Below are 17,786 nucleotides of genomic sequence, written 5' to 3' on the forward strand. Positions count from 1 at the left end.
TGCCACCTCGCTCTCTCTCGTGTCGCCCGCCCGCCGGCGGGGTGTGTCCGTACGGGGATCAGATGCGGCGGCGCAGCTGGGCCGAGCCCGGCGACGGCCGGTCGCGGTCCGCCGCCCATTTCTCCAGCCACCAGCGCAGCCGCTCGCGGTGCTTGCCCGGTCTGCGGGCCACACCGCGCAGCAGCTCCGCGATGTCGTCGAGCGCGCCGGGGCACAGCGGCGCGAACGTGTCGATCCACTCCCGCAGGGCGGGCAGCGCCGCGTCCTGCACCGGGCTGCGGGCCAGCGCACGCGCCCACAACTCGGTCAACTGCGCACGGTGCGCGCGGAACCGGCTGAGCAGGACGGGCACGCCCGGCACCCCCCTGACGGTCTCCGTTGCCCCGGCCGGACGCTCGTACGGCCGGGACACCGCGAAGACGAACGCGGAGAGCGACTTGTTGACCATGGGGGAGTGGTCCTGCGGCGCGGACCACTCCAGATGCGCGTCCAGGAGCGCGGACGCCTGTCCCTGGTGCAGCAGGTGGACGCCGCCCCAGGCCACGTACGGCAGCGTCCCCCAGTCGTCGCCCCGGTCGAGCGCCGCGCGCAGCACACCGACGGCGCGGTCCGGCGCGGCGCGGCCGAGGAGGGTGCCCACGGCGTTCGCCGCGGTCCCCGCGAGCCGCCGCTCGTACGCCGAACTGCCGCCGCGCGCCCAGGTGTCCAGCAGCTCCCAGACGGCGTCCGCGGACGCGGGACGGCTGCCCGCCACACCGAGCGCGGTCGCCGCGCCCTGCCGCTGCGGCCAGGACGTGCTGCCCGCCCAGGCGGTGAGGAACCGGTGCACCGCGTAGTGGTGGTCGGCCCAGGACAGCACTCCGGCGGCGACCGAGGCGCGGGCCCGCACCTCCAGGTCACGGTGGCCGAGCAGTCGACGCAGCCAGTCCAGGACGGCGTCCCGGCGCCCGTCCAGGGTGCTCCACGCGTGCACCAGGACCGCCTGGCCGAGCAGCGGGCTGCGGAACCGCACCCGGGGCGCGCCCCCGTCCGCGGACTCGACGCCGACCCACTGCTGCTCGTGGCCGAGCCGGTCGGCGAACCGCAGGTCGGGCGGGACCGGTTCGGGCGGGGTCAGCGCGTCGTGGAGCTTCACCGCCGCCTCGGCGACCGTCAGATAGCCGCTGCCCTCCAGCACGGCGGCGGCGAGTGCGAAGGCCACCGCGGCGGGCGACCTGTGCTGCTGGAACCAGGCCCTGACCTGGTCGCTCGGATCGCGCAGCGCCGCGACCGTCGCGGCCAGGTCGCCGTCGGCGGTGATCACGGACGCCAGCCGCACCGCGTGCCGGGCCGCGGGCTGCTCGCGCAGCGCACGGGTGGCGTCGCAGGAGTCCAGGAGCGCGCGCAGCCGGGTCCGCGCCTCGGGCTCGGGCCCGTGGCCGAGCACCCGCCGCTCCAGCACCACGAGCGGGTCGAGCGGGGCGAGCGCGTACCGGGCGTACGGCTCCGTGCCGGCCTCCCCGGTGGCGGCGAGCGCCAGGTCGTGGCCGCCGGTCAGGACGAGCCGGCAGCCGGCCGCCCGCAGCGCGGCGGCGAGCGACGTCAGCCGCCGCACCCCGAACGGCTCGGCCCCCGACGGCCCCTCGTCGACCTCGGCGAGATAGCCGGAGTCCTTCGCGGGCGGCTCCCAGCCGGGCTCGGTCAGGACCGCAGGATCGAGCAGCCGGTGGCAGCCGCCGTCCTGGGCGCCGCCGAGCGCCATGGCCTCGGACAGCAGATTGACGGCGGTGGCCGCGCGCCCGCTGCCGGGCGGCCCGGTCAGCACGAGCAGCGCCTGCCCGCACAGCTCGCCCAGCGCGGTGTCGTACCCCTCGGGCTGCACGAACAGCTCGGTGTGGTCGGCGAGTTCGACGGCGTCGAGCGCCACGGTCGCGCCGGTTCCCCGGGCCGCGCCCGGCCCGCGCCCGCCGCCGGTGTGGAGGCCGCCGCCGAAGCTGACGGAGTCGTTGAACAGGGCGAGCGTGCCGATCCGGGTCCCCGACGCGTCGTCGCCGAGGCGGGCGGCGATCAGGTCGGCGATGGCGGAGGCCCGCCGCGCCTCGGAGCGCTCCGCCGCGTCGGGCCCGACGCCCGCGGCGAGCGACCGCAGCGCGTCCTGCTCGCTGACGGGCCCGTCCCGCTCCTCGTCGAAGGGCCGGGGCTCGGCCTTCGGTGCCTCCGCCGCGGCCGGGGCGGAGTCCGCCGGGGCGGACTCGGCGCCCGTGGAGCCGGCGGCCGGGCGGGGCTCGGATGCTGCTTCCTCGTCCATAGGATCTCGGTCTTCCGTGCGGGGCACCGGTCCGGCGGCCGGCGCGCGTCAAGGGCGCGCCGACGGCGGACGGTCGTGGTGCGGACGGTGAGCGGAGGCTAGGAGATGTTCCAGTCGCCCTGGATCTCGACCTTCTCGTTGAACACCGTGGCGTTCTTGATGAGCCCGGCGCTGACCTGCGGCCCCTCGCCCCGGGCGGCCACCGCCTCGGCCACGGTGCGGCGCAGCTCCGCCTCGAAGGCGCGGTCGAGCAGCATGTGCGCGGCGAGCACGCGCTCCAGGTTCTGCCGGGCGCCCTCGTCGTCGGGCGCCCGCGTGACCTCGTCGAGCGCGGCCTCGGCGGCGCGGTCGCCGCGGAACCGCGCGCGGAGGCGCTCCAGCAGCCGGGCGCCCCCGGCCCAGCCCGCGCGCCCGGCCTCCTGGGCGGCGCTCTCCAGTGCTCCCTTGGCCACGAGCGCGACGCTCGCGGCGGCGACAGCCGTTACCGGATCCATCCCGTTCCCCCGATTTCACCCCACGGTCCACCAACGTGCGTGAACCGAGCGGCCAATGTAGGACGCACGGGTGGCGGGAAATCGGGACTCTCGCATCTTGCCCGAGTTCGCCCGAAGGCGACCGGGCGTCAACCCGGCTTTACCGGAAGTGACGTGATTTCCGCCGGCGAAGTCCGACCGCGCCCCGGACTACGGCCGTGCCGTCACGCCGGGTCCGCCCGCAGGAAGTCCTCCGCGACCCGGATCAGCGCGAGCGGCGCCTCGTCCATCGCGTAGTGCCCGCACACCGGCAGGTCGACCAGCTCGCCGCGGACGAACCAGCGCAGCCACGTCGCCCGCATCAGGCCCGCCGACAGCGCCGGGTCGAGCTGGCCCGTCACCGCGAGCGCCGGCACCGTCGAGCCCTCGACGCCCGTGTGGAAGTCGTCGCCGGTCCACGAGTCGAGCCAGCTCCGGAACGCCTTGGCGTCGCTGCGCTCCAGCGAGCGGCGCACCATGCGGTCCAGCCAGGCGGCCGGGCGGACGCCGCCCGTGGTGACGTCGAGGATCGCGCGCCGGTTCTCCGGCCTGGTGTCCGCGGCCGAGAACAGCTCCCACTGCTCGGGCGGCAGCGGCAGGCCCGACGCGGGGACCGGCGAGACGCCCACGAGTCGGCGCACTCGCTCCTCGGCCGCCGCCACCACGCGCTGCGCCACACTGGCGCCCATCGAGTGCCCGATCAGCGAGAACCGCCGCCAGCCGAGCCGGTCCGCGAGGTCCAGGACGTCCGCGGCGCCCTCGGCCGTCGTGCAGGCGCCCGGCACGTCCTTCGCCTCGCCGTAGCCCCGCAGGTCCACGAGCGCGTACTGGAACGTCTCGCGGTCGAGGTCGGGCACGATCGGCGCGAACGCGGACCGGTCGGCGAACCAGCCGTGCACCACGATCACCTTGTGCGGCCCGTCGCCGTGCAGCTCGTGGGGGAGGCGGAACGCCGATGCCGACGGCGGATGCCGCGGCGAGCGGGAGGAGGCCACGTCGACTCCTGGAGGTCTGGGGCGGTGCCGGTCGCGTCCACGGTTGCGCGCGCCCGGGCCGCCCACAAGGGGGCGTACACCGCCGATCGGTGACAATGGGGGCGTGACCTCCTCCGGCTCCGCTCCCGAGCCCCCCTCCGAGCCCTCCTCCGACCGCGCCGCCCTGCGCGCCGACTGCGGCAACTGCTTCGGCCTGTGCTGCGTGGCGCTGCCCTTCGCCAAGTCCCAGGACTTCGCGGCGAACAAGAACGCGGGCACGCCCTGCCACAACCTCCAGGAGGACTTCCGCTGCGGCATCCACGCGCGGCTGCGCGACGAGGGCTACCGGGGCTGCACCGTCTTCGACTGCTTCGGCGCCGGACAGAAGGTCTCCCAGGTCACCTTCGGGGGCGTCAGCTGGCGCGAGCGGCCGAAGACGGCACGGACCATGTACGAGGTCTTTCCCGTCATGCGTCAACTTCAGGAGCTGCTGCGGTACTTGACCGACGTACTGGACATGCCGCGCGCCGCCCCCGTGCACGGGGAAGCACGCCGGGCCCGTACCGGAATCGAGCACCTCACGCGCGCGGACGCCGACGAAATCCTCGCCGCCGACGTCCCCGCGATCCGCGCCGACGTCAACACCGTGCTGCTGAAGGCGAGCGAGCTGGAGCGCGCCACCGTTCCGGGCCGCAAGAAGAACCACCGCGGCGCCGACCTGATGGGCGCCCGCCTCCGCAGTGCGGACCTGCGCGGCGCCAATCTGCGCGGCGCCCTCCTCGTCGCCGCCGACCTGACCGGCGCCGATCTGCGCGCGGCGGACCTGATCGGCGCCGACCTGCGCGACGCCCGGATCGAGGGCGCCGACCTGCGCGGCGCGCTCTTCCTCACCCAGGCCCAGCTGAACGCGGCGCGCGGCGACGCGGCCACGCACATCCCGCGCGACCTGGACCGCCCCGGGCACTGGGGCGAGCGGTAGGGAGGGCTGCGGCCGGGCGCGCGTTCCCCATCAGGGTCCGATTCACTCCTCGTTCACGCGATGGTGCGATCATCTCCCTTCCCAGGGATGGCCGTTGACGGTCACGGGTAGGGCCGCGCACATGACTGAGCAGTCCACCGCCGCGGCCTCGCAGCCCTTCCAGTTGCCGCGCTTCTACATGCCGTACACGGCGCGCCTCAATCCCCATCTCGACGAGGCCCGCGCCCACTCCACCGTGTGGGCACGGGAGATGGGCATGCTGGAGGGCTCCGGCGTCTGGGAGCAGAGCGACCTGGACGCCCACGACTACGGACTGCTGTGCGCGTACACGCACCCCGACTGCGACGGCCCGGCGCTCTCCCTGATCACCGACTGGTACGTGTGGGTCTTCTTCTTCGACGACCACTTCCTGGACATGTTCAAGCGCACCAACGACCGCCCGGCCGGCAAGGCGCACCTCGACCGGCTGCCGCTGTTCATGCCCATGGATCTGGCCGCGCCCGTCCCGGAACCGCGAAACCCGGTGGAAGCGGGCCTCGCCGATCTCTGGCGGCGCACCGTGCCCGCCATGTCGATGGACTGGCGCCGCCGCTTCGCCGAGTCGACCGAGCACCTGCTCAACGAGTCGATGTGGGAACTGTCCAACATCGACGAGGGCCGCATCGCCAACCCCGTCGAGTACATCGAGATGCGCCGCAAGGTCGGCGGCGCCCCCTGGTCGGCCGGGCTCGTCGAGTACGCCACCGCCGAGGTCCCCGCGCCCGTCGCCCGGTCACGCCCGCTGCGCGTCCTCATGGAGACGTTCTCCGACGCCGTCCACCTGCGCAACGACCTCTTCTCGTACGAGCGCGAGGTCCGGGACGAAGGCGAACTCTCCAACGGCGTCCTGGTCCTGGAGACCTTCTTCGGCTGCACGACCCAGGAGGCGGCGGAGGCCGTCAACGACGTACTCACCTCACGGCTGCACCAGTTCGAGCACACCGCGTTCACCGAGGTGCCCGCGCTCGCCGCCGACAAGGGGCTCACCCCGGACCAGGTCACGGCCGTCGCCGCGTACACCCGGGGCCTCCAGGACTGGCAGTCCGGCGGGCACGAGTGGCACCTGCGGTCCAGCCGCTACATGAACAAGGGCGCGGTGCGCGAGCGCGGCCCGCTGCACGGCCCCACCGGACTCGGGGCCCGGGGCACCGACGTGCGGGCGCTGTTCGACGCCCTCGGGGTCGAGCGGCTGCGGGCCTACACCCACGTGCCGTTCCAGAAGGTCGGCCCGTCGCTCATCCCCGATCTGCCGATGCCGTTCGAGCTGCGGCTCAACCCCGCCCTCGACGGCGCCCGCGCCCGCCTCGTGCCGTGGGCGCACGCCACGGGCATCCTGGCGGAGGGGGTCTGGGACGAGGACAAGCTGGCGGCGGCCGATCTCGCGCTGTGCGCGGCGGGCATCGACCCTGACGGCACGCCCGAGGCGCTCGACCTCAGCACGGCGTGGCTCGCCTGGGGGACGTACGCGGACGACTACTACCCCCTCGTGTTCGGCGGCCGCCACGACATCGCCGGCGCCAAGCACTGCACCGACCGGCTGTCCGCCTGCATGCCGGTCGACGGCGAACCGGTGCCGCCGCCCGCCAACGCCATGGAGCGCGGCCTCGTCGACCTGTGGGCGCGCACGGCCGCCGGGATGAGCGCCGAGCAGCGGGCCACGCTGAAGGCGGCCGTCGAGACGATGACCGAGAGCTGGCTGTGGGAGCTGGCCAACCAGACGCAGAACCGCGTCCCCGACCCCGTCGACTACCTGGAGATGCGCCGCGCCACCTTCGGCTCCGACCTCACCATGAGCCTGTGCCGGCTCGGCCACGGCCCGGCCGTGCCGCCCGAGGTGTACCGCAGCGGTCCCGTCCGCTCCCTGGAGAACGCGGCGGTCGACTACGCCTGCCTCGTCAACGACGTCTTCTCCTACCAGAAGGAGATCGAGTACGAGGGCGAGCTGCACAACGCGATCCTCGTCGTGCAGACCTTCTTCGGCGTCGACTACCCCACGGGCCTGCACATCGTGCACGACCTGATGACCCAGCGCCTCCAGCAGTTCAACCACGTGGTCGCGCACGAACTGCCCGTCCTGTGCGACGACTTCGGGCTCGATGCGGCGGCGCGCGACGCCGTCGACGGATACGTCGGGCAGCTGCGGAACTGGATGGCGGGCGTCCTCAACTGGCACCGGCGGGTGGACCGGTACCGGGCCCGGCATCTCGCCGCCCGCGCCCACGGCTTCCTGCCGGACCGGATCCCCGCCCCGCCCGTCCGGCTCCGCTGAGGCGACCGGTCACACGCGCGAGGCCCGTGCCGCGTGCGCGACCGCGGCACGGGCCAGCGCCTGCACGATCGGATGAGGGCGGCTGCCGTCGCCGTGCAGCTCCGGCTGGAACAGGGTGGCCAGGAAGAACGGGTGCCGGTCGGTGGCGAGTTCGGCGACCCTGACCTGGCCCTCCTCGTCCTCGCCCGTGAACCGCAGCCCGTGTGCGCGCAGCGTGTCCAGGTGCGCGGACGGCCCGTACCGGCAGTGGTAGCGCTCGACCGTGCGGTCCGCGCCGAGCACCGACTCGGCCAGCGACCCGGCGGTCAGCGTCACCGTGCCCTCGTGGCCGACCAGCGAGCAGGCCAGCGGGGTGATCAGGAGGTCGTCGGCGCCGGGATCGTTCTCGGCGTGCGCCACCTCCGTCAGGCCGCACACGTTCCGCGCGAACTCCAGGAGGGTGTGCTGGAAGCCGCCGCACGTGCCGAGGAACGGGATGCCGTGCTCACGGGCCGTCCGGATCGCGGCGAGCACACCCGCCTCACTGCGGTACGGGCTGCCCGGCAGCACCCAGACCGCGTCGAAGCCCCGTACGGCGTCGGGCGCCGACGCGTCCTCGCTCGGGATCCAGTACGCGTCGAGCACCAGACGCTCGCGCGAGGCGAGGGCGTCCAGGAGGAGCGGTACGCGGGTGTGGGCGACGACGTTCGGGGAGCGGTCGGCGACCAGGGCGACACGAGCGCGGGGAAAAGGCTGGGCCATGGCTGTCATGCGGTTCATCGTCGGCGCGAGCCGTGGTTCACGTCCAACGATGAAGACTGCACCCTCCATAAGCATTCCTGATGTGCGTTACCGATACTGGGGCGCATGGACCCCCACCTGCTGCGCACGTACGTCACCGTGGCCCGCCTCGCCTCCTTCTCCGAGGCGGCGCGGGAACTCGGCTACACCCAGTCCGCCGTCTCGCAGCACATCGCGGCCCTCGAACAGGACCTCGGCGCTCCGCTCCTGACCCGGCGGCCCGTCCTGCCCACCCCCGCGGGCGACCGGCTCCTCGAACACGCCGGGCCCCTGCTGCTGCGCCTGGAAGCGGCCCGCGCCGACGTCCGCCGCACCGCCGCCGCGCCCGACACCGGGCTCGTCCTCGCCGTCACCCCGACCGCGCTGCGCGGCCGCACCGCGGCGCTGCTGCCGCCCACCGGCGTGACCGTGCGGGTGCTGGCCCGCGAGGAGATCGCCGCCGAGGTCGCCACCGGCGGCGCCGATCTGGGCGTCGTCGACGGGGTCGCCGCGCCCAGCGACCCGCTGCGGCTGCCCGACGTCGCCCCGCTCACCCGCCGCGGCATCGCCGAGGAGCCCGTCCACGTGGTGTTGCCGCGGGAGCATCCGCTGGGCCGCCGCCCTGGGCTGCGCCTCGCCGACCTCGTGGACGCCCGCTGGCTCGACGCCCCGGATGCGGGCGTGCCGCTCGACCAGCTGCGCGCGGCCCAGGGCGGCGGCGGGTTCCGGGCCGCTCTGCGCTGCGACGGCACCGACCTGCGCACCCTGCTCACCCTCGCCGCGGCGGGCCACGGCCTGACCGTCCTGCCCGCCTCGCTGGCCGCCGACGCGCCGGGCACGGTCGCGGTGCCGCTCACCGCGCCCCGCATCGTGCACCGCACGGAACTCGTCCACACCGGCACCCTGCGCGGCCCCGCCGCCCGGCTCGCGGCGGCCCTGGAGGGCAGGGGCGCGTTCGCGTCGCCCTCCGAGGGCGGGCAGGATGCTGCCGTGACAGCCCCAGCCGCCCCCATCCCGCACGCACCCACGGAGGCCCGGACATGACGACCGGTACACCCGCGCCCTTCACCGCAGCCGACTACCAGGCCCGCATGGACCGTGCCGCCCGGTCCGCCGCCGACGCCGGACTCGCCGGGGTGCTCGTCGCGCCGGGCCCCGACCTGGTCTGGCTCACCGGCTACCACGTGCCGGCCGACACCGAACGGCTCACCCTGCTGGTGCTCGCCGCCGGACAGCGGCCCACCCTCGTCGTCCCGACCCTGGAGGCGCCCGACGCCGCCAAGGCCGCGGGCGCCGACGCGATGACGCTGCGCGACTGGACCGACGGCAAGAACCCGTACGACGTGGCGGCGCCCCTGCTGGAGAAGTCCGGCCGCTTCGGCGTCAGCGACAACGCCTGGGCGATGCACCTGCTCGGCCTCCAGAAGACCCTCCCCGACACCTCGTACGTGTCCCTCACCGAGGCGCTTCCCATGCTGCGCGCCGTCAAGGACGCCGCCGAACTGGAGCGGCTCGCGGCCGCCGGCGCCGCGGCCGACGCCACGTACGAGGAGATCAAGAAGGTGCCCTTCGCGGGCCGCAAGGAGATCGACCTCTCCCGTGAACTCGCCGACCTGCTGCGGCGGTTCGGGCACGAGCAGGTCGACTTCACGCTCGTCTGCTCCGGGCCCAACGGTGCCAACCCGCACCACGCGCCGGGCGACCGCGTCATCCAGGACGGCGACATGATCGTCCTCGACTTCGGCGGCCTCAAGGACGGCTACGGCTCCGACACCTCGCGCACCGTGCACGTCGGCGAGCCGACCGCCGAGGAGCGCGAGGTCCACGACGTCGTGCGGGCCGCCCAGACCGCGGCCTGCGACGCCGTGCGGCCCGGCATCGCCTGCCAGGAGGTCGACCGGGTGGCCCGCAAGGTCATCACCGACGCCGGGTACGGCGAGTACTTCATCCACCGCACCGGGCACGGCATCGGTGTCACCACCCACGAACCGCCGTACATGATCGAGGGCGAGGAGCAGGAGCTGGTGCCCGGCATGTGCTTCTCCGTGGAGCCCGGCATCTATCTCCCCGGCCGCTTCGGTGTACGTATCGAAGACATCGTCACGGTCACCGGTGCGGACGGGGGCGGCGGCAAGCGCCTCAACGCCACCTCACGGGAACTGGCGATCGTCGGCTGACACCGGCCGTCAGCCGACGTACGACCCCGGGGCGCCGGGCGGCAACAGGCCCTAGGGCGCCTCCACCACCACGGCCGACTCGGGCGGGACCGTCAGGAGGCCGTCGGTGCCGGGGATGTCGATGGGGGACCAGGCGGCGAGGAGGCGGGTTACCGGGCGGCCCAGCGGGATCGACACCGGCGCCCCGGACAGATTCACCGCCACCCGGACGTCCCCGCGCCGGCAGGCGAGCCACCGGGCCCGCTCGTCGAAGGCGACCCGCACCGCCGCCAGATCCGGGTTCTGAAGATCCATGCGGGCGCGCCGCAGCGCGATCAGCGTCCGGTACCAGGCCAGCACGCGCGCGTGGTCGCCCGTCTCCCGCTCGGGCCAGTTCAGGCACGACCGCTCCCGGGTGGCCGGATCCTGCGGATCGGGAATGTCGGCCTCCGCCCAGCCGTGCGCCGCGAACTCCCGGCGCCGCCCCTTGCGGACGGCCTCGGCGAGCTCCGGATCGGTGTGGTCGGTGAAGTACTGCCAGGGCGTGCTCGCCGCCCACTCCTCGCCCATGAACAGCATCGGGGTGAAGGGCCCCGTCAGCACCAGCGTGGCCGCGCACGCCAGGAGGCCGGGGGAGAGGGAGGCGGCCAGGCGGTCGCCCTGCGCGCGGTTGCCCACCTGATCGTGCGTCTGCGTGTAGGCGAGCAGCCGGTGCGCGGGCACCCGGGCACGGTCCAGGGGACGCCCGTGGCGACGGCCGCGGAACGTCGAGTACGTACCGTCGTGGAAGAAGCCGTGCGTGAGCGTCTTGGCCACCGCGGCCAGCGGTTCGCGCGCGAAGTCGGCGTAGTAGCCCTGCCGTTCACCGGTGACGGCCGCGTGCAGCGCGTGATGGACGTCGTCGTTCCACTGCGCGTGCAGCCCGAGGCCGCCCTCGGCGCGGGGCGTGATGACGCGCGGGTCGCCGAGGTCGGACTCGCCGATCAGGAACAGCGGGCGGCCCAGGCGCGCGGCCAGCTCGTCGACCTCCGCCGACAGCTCCTCCAGGAAGGGCAGGGCGCGACGGTCGTGGAGTTCGTGGATCGCGTCCAGGCGCAGCCCGTCCAGACGGTACTCGCGCAGCCAGGCGAGCGCGCTGCCGGTCAGATAGGCGCGGACCTCGTCGGAGCCGGCCGCGTCCAGGTTCACGGCGCTGCCCCAGGGCGTGTGATGGGTGTCCGTGAAGTACGGGCCGAACACCGGCAGGTAGTTGCCGGACGGGCCCAGATGGTTGTGGACCACGTCGAGGACGACCCCGAGGCCCAGCTCGTGCGCCGCGTCGACGAACCGCTTCAGTGCCTCCGGGCCGCCGTACGGCTCGTGCACGGCCCACAGGCTGACCCCGTCGTAGCCCCACCCGTACCGGCCGGGCACGGGGCACAGGGGCATCAGCTCGACGTGCGTGACGCCCAGTTCGGCCAGATGCCCGAGCCGCGCGGCGACCGCGTCGAGCGTGCCCTCCTCGGTGTACGTGCCCACGTGCAGCTCGTACAGGACGGCGCCGGTCAGATCGCGCCCGGCCCACTCGCCGCGCCACGCGTATCGCCGGTGGTCGACGACCGCGCTGGGTCCGTCGGGCCCGTCGGGCTGGCGGGCCGAGCGGGGATCGGGCAGCAGCGGGCCGCCGTCGAGACGGAAGCCGTAGCGGTCCCCGTCGGCGGCGTCCGCCGTCCCCGTCCACCAGCCGACCCGGTCCGTATCGCGCTCCAACGCGTGCGTGGCGCCCTCCAACAGGAGTTCCACACGCTCGGCCTGCGGTGCCCACACCTCGAACTGCACGGACGTTCCCCCTCGCGCAACAGGTTGTCTGCTCACGGTGACGATCCGTCCCATGGTGCGTCAGACCTGATCGCCGCGCCGCCTGTTCACCGAGGTGGGTTCCGTGTCACACGAAGATCACACGCGGCCGGCGCCATCCGCGGCGCCACAGCGGTCTCCGTGCGGCGCTCCGCGAATTCTGGACACCTCGGCCGTCACTGCCGGACAATCGCCACTGTGACGTCCTCGTTCGAACACCACACGTACCCGGCTCGGCTCTCCGACGCCGAGCGGGACCGTGCGCTGAAGGTGCTCAGGGACGGTGTCGCGCTCGGCCGGCTCTCGCACGACACGTTCGTGCGCCGCATGGAGCTGGCCCTCACCACGCAGAAGCCCGACGAACTCGCGGCGCTCACCGCCGACCTGCGGCACGAGAACCGCTGGACCCGGGCGATGCTCGGCGCCGTGGGCGCCGTCTCCGGCTTCACGGTGCGGCTGCACCGGGCGTGGACCGTGGAGCGGCTGCCGAAGCTGCTGCTGCCGCCCGTCGACCGGCAGCACCCGCTGCGCATCGGCCGCGACCCGGCCAGCGGGCTGCGGCTCAGCCACGAGACGGTCTCCCGCGTGCACGCCGAGCTGAGCCGCCAGGGCGGCCTGTGGATCCTGCGCGACCTCGGCTCCACCAACGGCACGTCCGTGAACGGGCGCCGGGTGATCGGCGCCGCCGTCGTCAGGGACGGCGACCAGGTCGGATTCGGCCGCATGTCGTTCCGGCTGTCCGCCGACCGCGGCCCCGCGCCGGGCCGGGGCTGACCGGCACCGCTCAGCCCTGCGCGTGCCGGACGGCCGCGACCGTGGTCCGCGCCTGGTGCTCGATCTGGTGGGCCACCGGCACCCACCGCGCCCCGAACCGGTCCGCGTACACCTCGCACCAGCGGGTGACGAGGAGGTCGAGCCGGGGCGCCGCCCGGTCCTCGGCCTCCTCCAGGACCCGCAGCAGCATGGCGGCGGCCCGCAGCGGCAGCCGCCGGGCGAACGCGTCGATGCTGCCGACGTACGCCATCGTCGCGTCCGGCGGTGGCGGCTGCATCCAGTCCTCGGCGAGCCCCGGCACCAGGCTCAGCGCCCAGCGCGCCGCCCGCAGCAACGGCCCCCGGGTGTCCGGGAGCCGGGGCAGCGCCTCCGCGAGGATGTCCTCCACGAGCCGGGTGTCGCGGCTGATCCGCGCCGACAGCCGCCGCAGGGCCCGCTCCGGCGCCGGATGCGGCGCCGGGTCGTCCACCAGGTCGCTGGCCCACATCGGGACCTCCACGATCGCCGTGGACCCGCCGTACCGGTGCGCGTGGTGCCAGGTGGAGTGCCGGGCGTCGTCGGGCAGGCTCGGGAACGCCGCCTGCGCGTCCGGATCCGGCATCACGTGCACGCCCGGCCCCGAGGCGGGCCAGCCCGCCGCGTCCGACGCGCCCGTCTCCACCGGTATGTGCAGCTCGGCCGCCGACTTGGCGAACGGCTCCGCCAGCCCCGGGATGTCCTGCGTCAACTGCACCCAGCTGCCGCCCAGTTCCGTGCCGTGCAGGGACACCTGGAGGTAGGGGCGCAGCGTGTCGATGACGCCGGTGAGCGCCGTGGTCTCCGGTGGCAGCCGGTCGGCCGGCAGGACCGACGGCGACCACTCGGGCTGCTCGGGCCCGGCCGGGCGGAAGAAGCCGCGGTGGTAGTCGAGGAGCGTGCGCGGCGCGGGGTTCGTGTGCAGGGCCGCGCCGTCCGGGTCCGCGCACAGCAGGAAGTGCCAGGACCGGTCGGATCTCAGCGCCTGGTCGTAGAGGGCCTGCTGGGCCAGGTGCAGCGCCGTGGCACCGCCGGTGGGTTCGTTGGCATGGGCGCCCGCGACGATCAGGACCGTACGCGGGTCATGGCCCACGGACAGCAGATGCAAGGGACGCCCCCCGCGCGACGTGCCCACCTGGCGCAGTCGGCACAGGTCAGGCCGTACAGTCGTCAGCTCCCGCGCTGACCGGGCCAGTTCGGCCGTAGTGGGGTACCGCTGGTCCGTCAGATGACTCACCCCCGCTGGTGCTCCCGCCGTCGGCAATCCGCAGTACCCCACGCTTGCCGGTCTCTGTCAAGAAGGTCTGTACCGGTACCGTCCCGCCGGTGCGCCGGCTCCCGCAATCATCCCGGAAACGTGCGCCCTGCCGAGGGGGAATCCCGGTTCCGGTCCGCCGCCCCGGCACTGTAGGCCGTCCCGACACGGCCCCGCCTGCGCATCGTCGCCCCGCCACGCCGACCCGCGACAGGGAGTTCACACGGCGTTCATGGCGCGCCGGAGCGCTCCGGCGGGCGAACCCGTCACCCGCACGGCCGTACGAGTGCTGCGCGCCCCCACCGGTGGTGGTGCCCTGGGAGGATCCGTGCGCGGCACCCGGCGCACCGGCACAGAGAGGGAGCCCCGCGGTGCTGTGCCCCCTGGAACCCGCCGTGCGCCCGGCCGCCGAGGGGCCGCGCGGCCGCCGCACGCCCCCGAGCCTGGCCGACCCGGACGTCGCCCGCGACCCGTACCCGCTCTACCGCACCCTCCGCGACGGTCATCCGCTGCGCCACGACGAACCCTTCGGCGCCTGGCTGCTCAGCAGGCACGCCGACGTCCGCGCCGCGCTCGCCGACCCGCGCCTGGTCGCCCCGCCGCCCGGCCGCACGTTCACCCACCTCGAACAGGGCACGCACGCCGCGCACCGGGCGCTGGTCTCCCCGGGCCTGCAAGGGCGCGCGCTGGCCGCCCTGCGCGCGGGCGTGGAACGCGCCGCGTACGTCCTGGCCCGGCGCCTCGTGCGGCGCGAGGAGGCCGACCTGGTCGAGGAGTTCTGCCGCTGGCTGCCGTCGGCCGCCGTCGTCGCCGCGCTCGGCCTGCCCCACGAGGAGACCGCCCGGGTCGCCGCCTGGAGCCGTACGGACCTGACCCACCTGGGCGCCGTGCCCGCCGGCGTGGAGGCCGCGCTGCGGCCCCACATCGCCCGCCGCCGCGCCCACCCGGGCGGTGACCTCCTGTCGGTCCTGTGCACCGCGCGGGCCGACGGGCGCCCGCTGCCCGACGAGGCCGTCGCCGGGCTCGTCGCCACCCTGCTCGGCGCGGGCGGCGAGGCCACCGGACGGGCCCTCGCCGCGCATCTCGCCAACCTCCTCGACCACCCCGCGCAGCTGGCCCTGATCCGGGCGCGGCCCGAGCTGACCGACGCGGCCTGGGCGGAGTCCCTGCGCCGCGACCCGGCCGTGCACCTCGTGCTGCGCCGCGCGCTCGCCCCGGTCCCGGTCGGCGGCGGCACCGTACCGGCCGGGGCCGTCGTGGCCTGCCTGCTGGGCTCGGCGGGCCGGGACGCCGCCCGGTTCGCCGACCCCGACCGCTACGACCTGTTCCGGGCCGACCCCGGCCAACTGGCCTTCGGCGCCGGCCGGCACCGCTGCCTCGGCGTCCCGTTCACCCGCATGATCGCGGGCACGGGCCTGACCGCCCTCCTGGCGGCCCTGCCCGGCCTCGCCTGGGCGCCGGGCTTCCGGCCCGCCCCGGAGGGCCTGCTCACCCGGGCACCGGCCGCCCTCCTCGTCCGCACCCGCTGACGCGCGATCCGCGCAGCCCCGCCCTAGTCGGCCCGCACCAGCAGCGCCACCGGCAGCTCGCCGAACAGCTCGCTCACGCGCGTGGGCCCGCCGAACCACCGCTCCGGCACGAGGAGTTCGGACCACTCGCCCTCGGGGAGGATCAGCTCCGTCTCCCGCCAGCCGCCCGCCTCGGCCAGCCGCAGCGACAGCCGGGTCGCCGCCACGACCACCCGGCCCGAGCGGCCGTAGGCCAGACAGTGGGCCCCGCCGGGCCCGCGCGCCGTCAGCGGCTCGTACGTCGCGGCCCCGCCGAACCACTCGGGGCGCTCGCCGCGCAGCCGCAGCGCCGCCCGGGTCAGCGCCTCCTTCTCGCGCGACAGCGCGCTGTCCGCCTTCTCGTCGAAGCGGGCCGGAGCACGGTTGTCCGGATCCACCAGGGCGCGGTACTCGCGCTCGCTGCCCTGGTAGAGGTCGGGCACCCCGGGCATCGTCAGGTGCACCACCGCGGCGCCCAGCACGTTCGCCCGCACATGGGGCAGCAGGCCGTCCATGAACCGCAGCACCTCGTCGCCCGCGGGCCCGCACGGACCGGACGCCACGAAGTCCCGCACCGCGTCCTCGTAGGCGGCGTTCTGCTCCGTCCACGTCGTGAACAGGCCCGCCTCGCGCGCGTGCTTGAGCATCGCCTCCCGCAGCCGCTCCGGCTCGGCCGGGCCGAGCCCCGCCACCATCTGCCAGGCCGCCCACGCCAGTTGCGGGTCGGGCGCCGCGGTCCGCCCGGCCGCCTCGGCGAGCACCGCCTCCCACCGGTCCGGGCACTGGGAGAGGACCGAGATGCCCGCGCGCACATCGGCGCTGCGCTTCGTGTCGTGGGTGGACAGCACCGTCGAGGTGTCGGGCCAGTCGCGCTGCACGCGCGCGCAGTACGCGTGGAACTCCTCGGCGGAAACGGCGGGCTCACGCGGGCAGCCGCCCACCTCCAGCGCCGACAGCAGCGGCGTGTACCGGTAGAACGCCGCGTCCTCGACCGACTTGGCCCGCAGCGCCGACGAGGTCTGCGCGAACCGGGCCCGGAACGCCTCGTGCCCGGGGCCCGCCCCGAGCCGGCCGAGCGCGAGATCCCGTACGGCGTCGACCGCGCGCGCCTCCTCGGGCACCGCGAACACCGCCCTCGCCTCCTCGGCCGCCGCCTCCGTCAGGACCGTGTCGGGGGCGTCCCCGCCGGACACGTACGGCCGGTAGACCGGCACGCGCACCAGGAGCTCGCGCAGGGCCGTGCGCAGCGCCCACGGCGCGTGGTCGCGCAGCCGGGGGTCCGGGGCGCACAGGGCGACCGCCTCGCGCGTCAGCCGGTCCACCTCGGCCGCCAGTCCGTGCGCGACCACCTGATGGGCGGCGCGGCGCGCGGTCGGCTCCCAGCGGCCGCCCGCGTCGTCGGCCACGTCCGTGAAGCGCCGGAACAGGCCGAGGAGCCGGTCGGCGCCCGCCGGATCGGTGAACAGGCCGTCGATGTGGCGCAGCGCGTCGTAGCCCGTCGTCCCGGCCACCGGCCAGGCGGCGGGCAGCCGCTCGTCGTCCTCCAGGATCTTCTCCACCACGGTCCACCGGCCGCCGCTCGCCCCGGCGAGCCGGTCCAGATAGGCGCCCGGGTCGGCGAGCCCGTCCGGATGGTCGACGCGCAGCCCGTCGACGACGCCCTCGCGCAGCAGCCGCACCACGGTCGCGTGCGTCGCGTCGAACACCTCCGGCTCCTCCACCCGCACCGCGATCAGGTCCGAGATGGTGAAGAAGCGGCGGTAGTTGAGCTCCGTGCGGGCCAGCCGCCACCAGGTCAGGCGGTACCACTGGGCGTCGAGCAGCTCCGGCAGCGGCAGGGACTCCGTGCCCGGCCGCAGCGGGAACGCGTGGTCGTAGTAGCGCAGCACGTCGCCGTCCACCGTCAGACGGGCCAGCTCGTCGCCGACGGGACCGCCGAGGACCGGCAGCAGGACCCGGCCGCCCTGCGCCTCCCAGTCGATGTCGAACCAGCGGGCGAACGGCGACGACGGCCCGTCCTTCAGGACGTCCCACAGGGCCCGGTTGTGGCGCGGAGCCGTCGCCATGTGGTTGGGCACGATGTCCACGACGAGCCCCAGACCGTGCCCGTGGGCGGTGCGCGCCAGGGCCCGCAGCCCCTCCTCGCCGCCCAGTTCCTCGCGTACGCGCGCGTGGTCGACGACGTCGTAGCCGTGCGTCGAACCGGGCACCGCCTCCAGGACGGGCGACAGATGCAGGTGCGAGACCCCCAGGGAGGCCAGGTACGGGACGGCCGCCGCCGCGGCGGCGAACCCGAATTCCGGTTGCAGCTGGAGACGATAGGTGCCCGTCGGGGCGTGAGGCGTCATGCGAATCTACGTACCCCTCGGGGCGGGTTTCGTGTC

The 17,786-nt window shown here is 75.0% G+C and carries 13 protein-coding genes; 6 read left to right on the top strand and 7 right to left on the bottom strand.

Annotated features, from left to right (window positions below; all coding sequences use genetic code 11):
* Nucleotides 1–58: 58 nt before the first annotated feature.
* The 3 genes from ABII15_RS29925 to ABII15_RS29935 all read right to left on the bottom strand — a co-directional run bounded on the left by ABII15_RS29925 (nucleotide 59) and on the right by ABII15_RS29935 (nucleotide 3,794).
* Complete coding sequence (locus ABII15_RS29925; protein ID WP_353945371.1) at nucleotides 59–2,287, bottom strand: hypothetical protein; 2,229 nt, start codon at nucleotides 2,285–2,287, stop codon at nucleotides 59–61.
* 98 nt (nucleotides 2,288–2,385) lie between these two features.
* Nucleotides 2,386–2,781 carry a hypothetical protein gene (locus ABII15_RS29930; protein ID WP_353945372.1) on the bottom strand — a complete coding sequence of 132 codons (396 nt, stop codon included), beginning with the start codon at nucleotides 2,779–2,781 and terminating at the stop codon, nucleotides 2,386–2,388.
* A gap of 203 nt (nucleotides 2,782–2,984) precedes the next feature.
* Complete coding sequence (locus tag ABII15_RS29935) at nucleotides 2,985–3,794, bottom strand: alpha/beta hydrolase (RefSeq protein ID WP_353945373.1); 810 nt, start codon at nucleotides 3,792–3,794, stop codon at nucleotides 2,985–2,987.
* 103 nt (nucleotides 3,795–3,897) lie between these two features.
* On the opposite strand from ABII15_RS29935, the gene ABII15_RS29940 reads away from it, so the two are divergent.
* The gene (locus ABII15_RS29940) at nucleotides 3,898–4,752 is read left to right on the top strand and encodes a pentapeptide repeat-containing protein (protein ID WP_353945374.1); all 855 of its coding nucleotides are present in this window, start codon (nucleotides 3,898–3,900) and stop codon (nucleotides 4,750–4,752) included.
* A gap of 121 nt (nucleotides 4,753–4,873) precedes the next feature.
* A complete protein-coding gene (cyc2, locus tag ABII15_RS29945; protein WP_353945375.1) occupies nucleotides 4,874–7,060 on the top strand; it encodes a germacradienol/geosmin synthase Cyc2 in 2,187 nt (728 codons plus the stop codon).
* Nucleotides 7,061–7,069: 9 nt separating this feature from the next.
* On the opposite strand, the gene ABII15_RS29950 is transcribed toward cyc2, so the two are convergent.
* Nucleotides 7,070–7,810, bottom strand: coding sequence for a hypothetical protein (locus ABII15_RS29950; RefSeq protein WP_353945376.1), 741 nt, complete (start codon nucleotides 7,808–7,810; stop codon nucleotides 7,070–7,072).
* 96 nt (nucleotides 7,811–7,906) lie between these two features.
* Between ABII15_RS29950 and ABII15_RS29955 the strand changes: the two genes are divergently transcribed.
* Nucleotides 7,907–8,863: a LysR family transcriptional regulator gene (locus tag ABII15_RS29955; protein WP_353945377.1), complete on the top strand. Its 957-nt coding sequence runs from the start codon at nucleotides 7,907–7,909 to the stop codon at nucleotides 8,861–8,863.
* Nucleotides 8,860–9,996, top strand: coding sequence for an aminopeptidase P family protein (locus tag ABII15_RS29960; protein ID WP_353945378.1), 1,137 nt, complete (start codon nucleotides 8,860–8,862; stop codon nucleotides 9,994–9,996). The genes ABII15_RS29955 and ABII15_RS29960 overlap by 4 nt, the downstream gene beginning before the upstream one ends.
* Nucleotides 9,997–10,047: 51 nt before the next feature.
* Here the strand turns inward: ABII15_RS29960 and treZ are convergent, their stop codons facing one another.
* Nucleotides 10,048–11,793: a malto-oligosyltrehalose trehalohydrolase gene (treZ, locus tag ABII15_RS29965; RefSeq protein ID WP_353945379.1), complete on the bottom strand. Its 1,746-nt coding sequence runs from the start codon at nucleotides 11,791–11,793 to the stop codon at nucleotides 10,048–10,050.
* Between the two features lie 216 nt (nucleotides 11,794–12,009).
* On the opposite strand from treZ, the gene ABII15_RS29970 reads away from it, so the two are divergent.
* Nucleotides 12,010–12,585 (top strand): DUF1707 and FHA domain-containing protein, encoded by a 576-nt coding sequence (locus ABII15_RS29970; protein ID WP_353945380.1) that lies wholly within the window; start codon nucleotides 12,010–12,012, stop codon nucleotides 12,583–12,585.
* A gap of 10 nt (nucleotides 12,586–12,595) precedes the next feature.
* On the opposite strand, the gene ABII15_RS29975 is transcribed toward ABII15_RS29970, so the two are convergent.
* Complete coding sequence (locus ABII15_RS29975; protein ID WP_353945381.1) at nucleotides 12,596–13,837, bottom strand: M14 family zinc carboxypeptidase; 1,242 nt, start codon at nucleotides 13,835–13,837, stop codon at nucleotides 12,596–12,598.
* 389 nt (nucleotides 13,838–14,226) lie between these two features.
* Between ABII15_RS29975 and ABII15_RS29980 the strand changes: the two genes are divergently transcribed.
* On the top strand, nucleotides 14,227–15,384 hold the full coding sequence (locus ABII15_RS29980) for a cytochrome P450 (protein ID WP_353945382.1): 1,158 nt from the start codon (nucleotides 14,227–14,229) through the stop codon (nucleotides 15,382–15,384).
* Nucleotides 15,385–15,407: 23 nt separating this feature from the next.
* On the opposite strand, the gene treY is transcribed toward ABII15_RS29980, so the two are convergent.
* Nucleotides 15,408–17,750: a malto-oligosyltrehalose synthase gene (gene treY, locus ABII15_RS29985; protein ID WP_353945383.1), complete on the bottom strand. Its 2,343-nt coding sequence runs from the start codon at nucleotides 17,748–17,750 to the stop codon at nucleotides 15,408–15,410.
* Between the last annotated feature and the right edge of the window lie 36 nt (nucleotides 17,751–17,786).

The organism is Streptomyces sp. HUAS MG91 (assembly GCF_040529335.1).
Lineage (GTDB): Bacteria > Actinomycetota > Actinomycetes > Streptomycetales > Streptomycetaceae > Streptomyces > Streptomyces tabacisoli.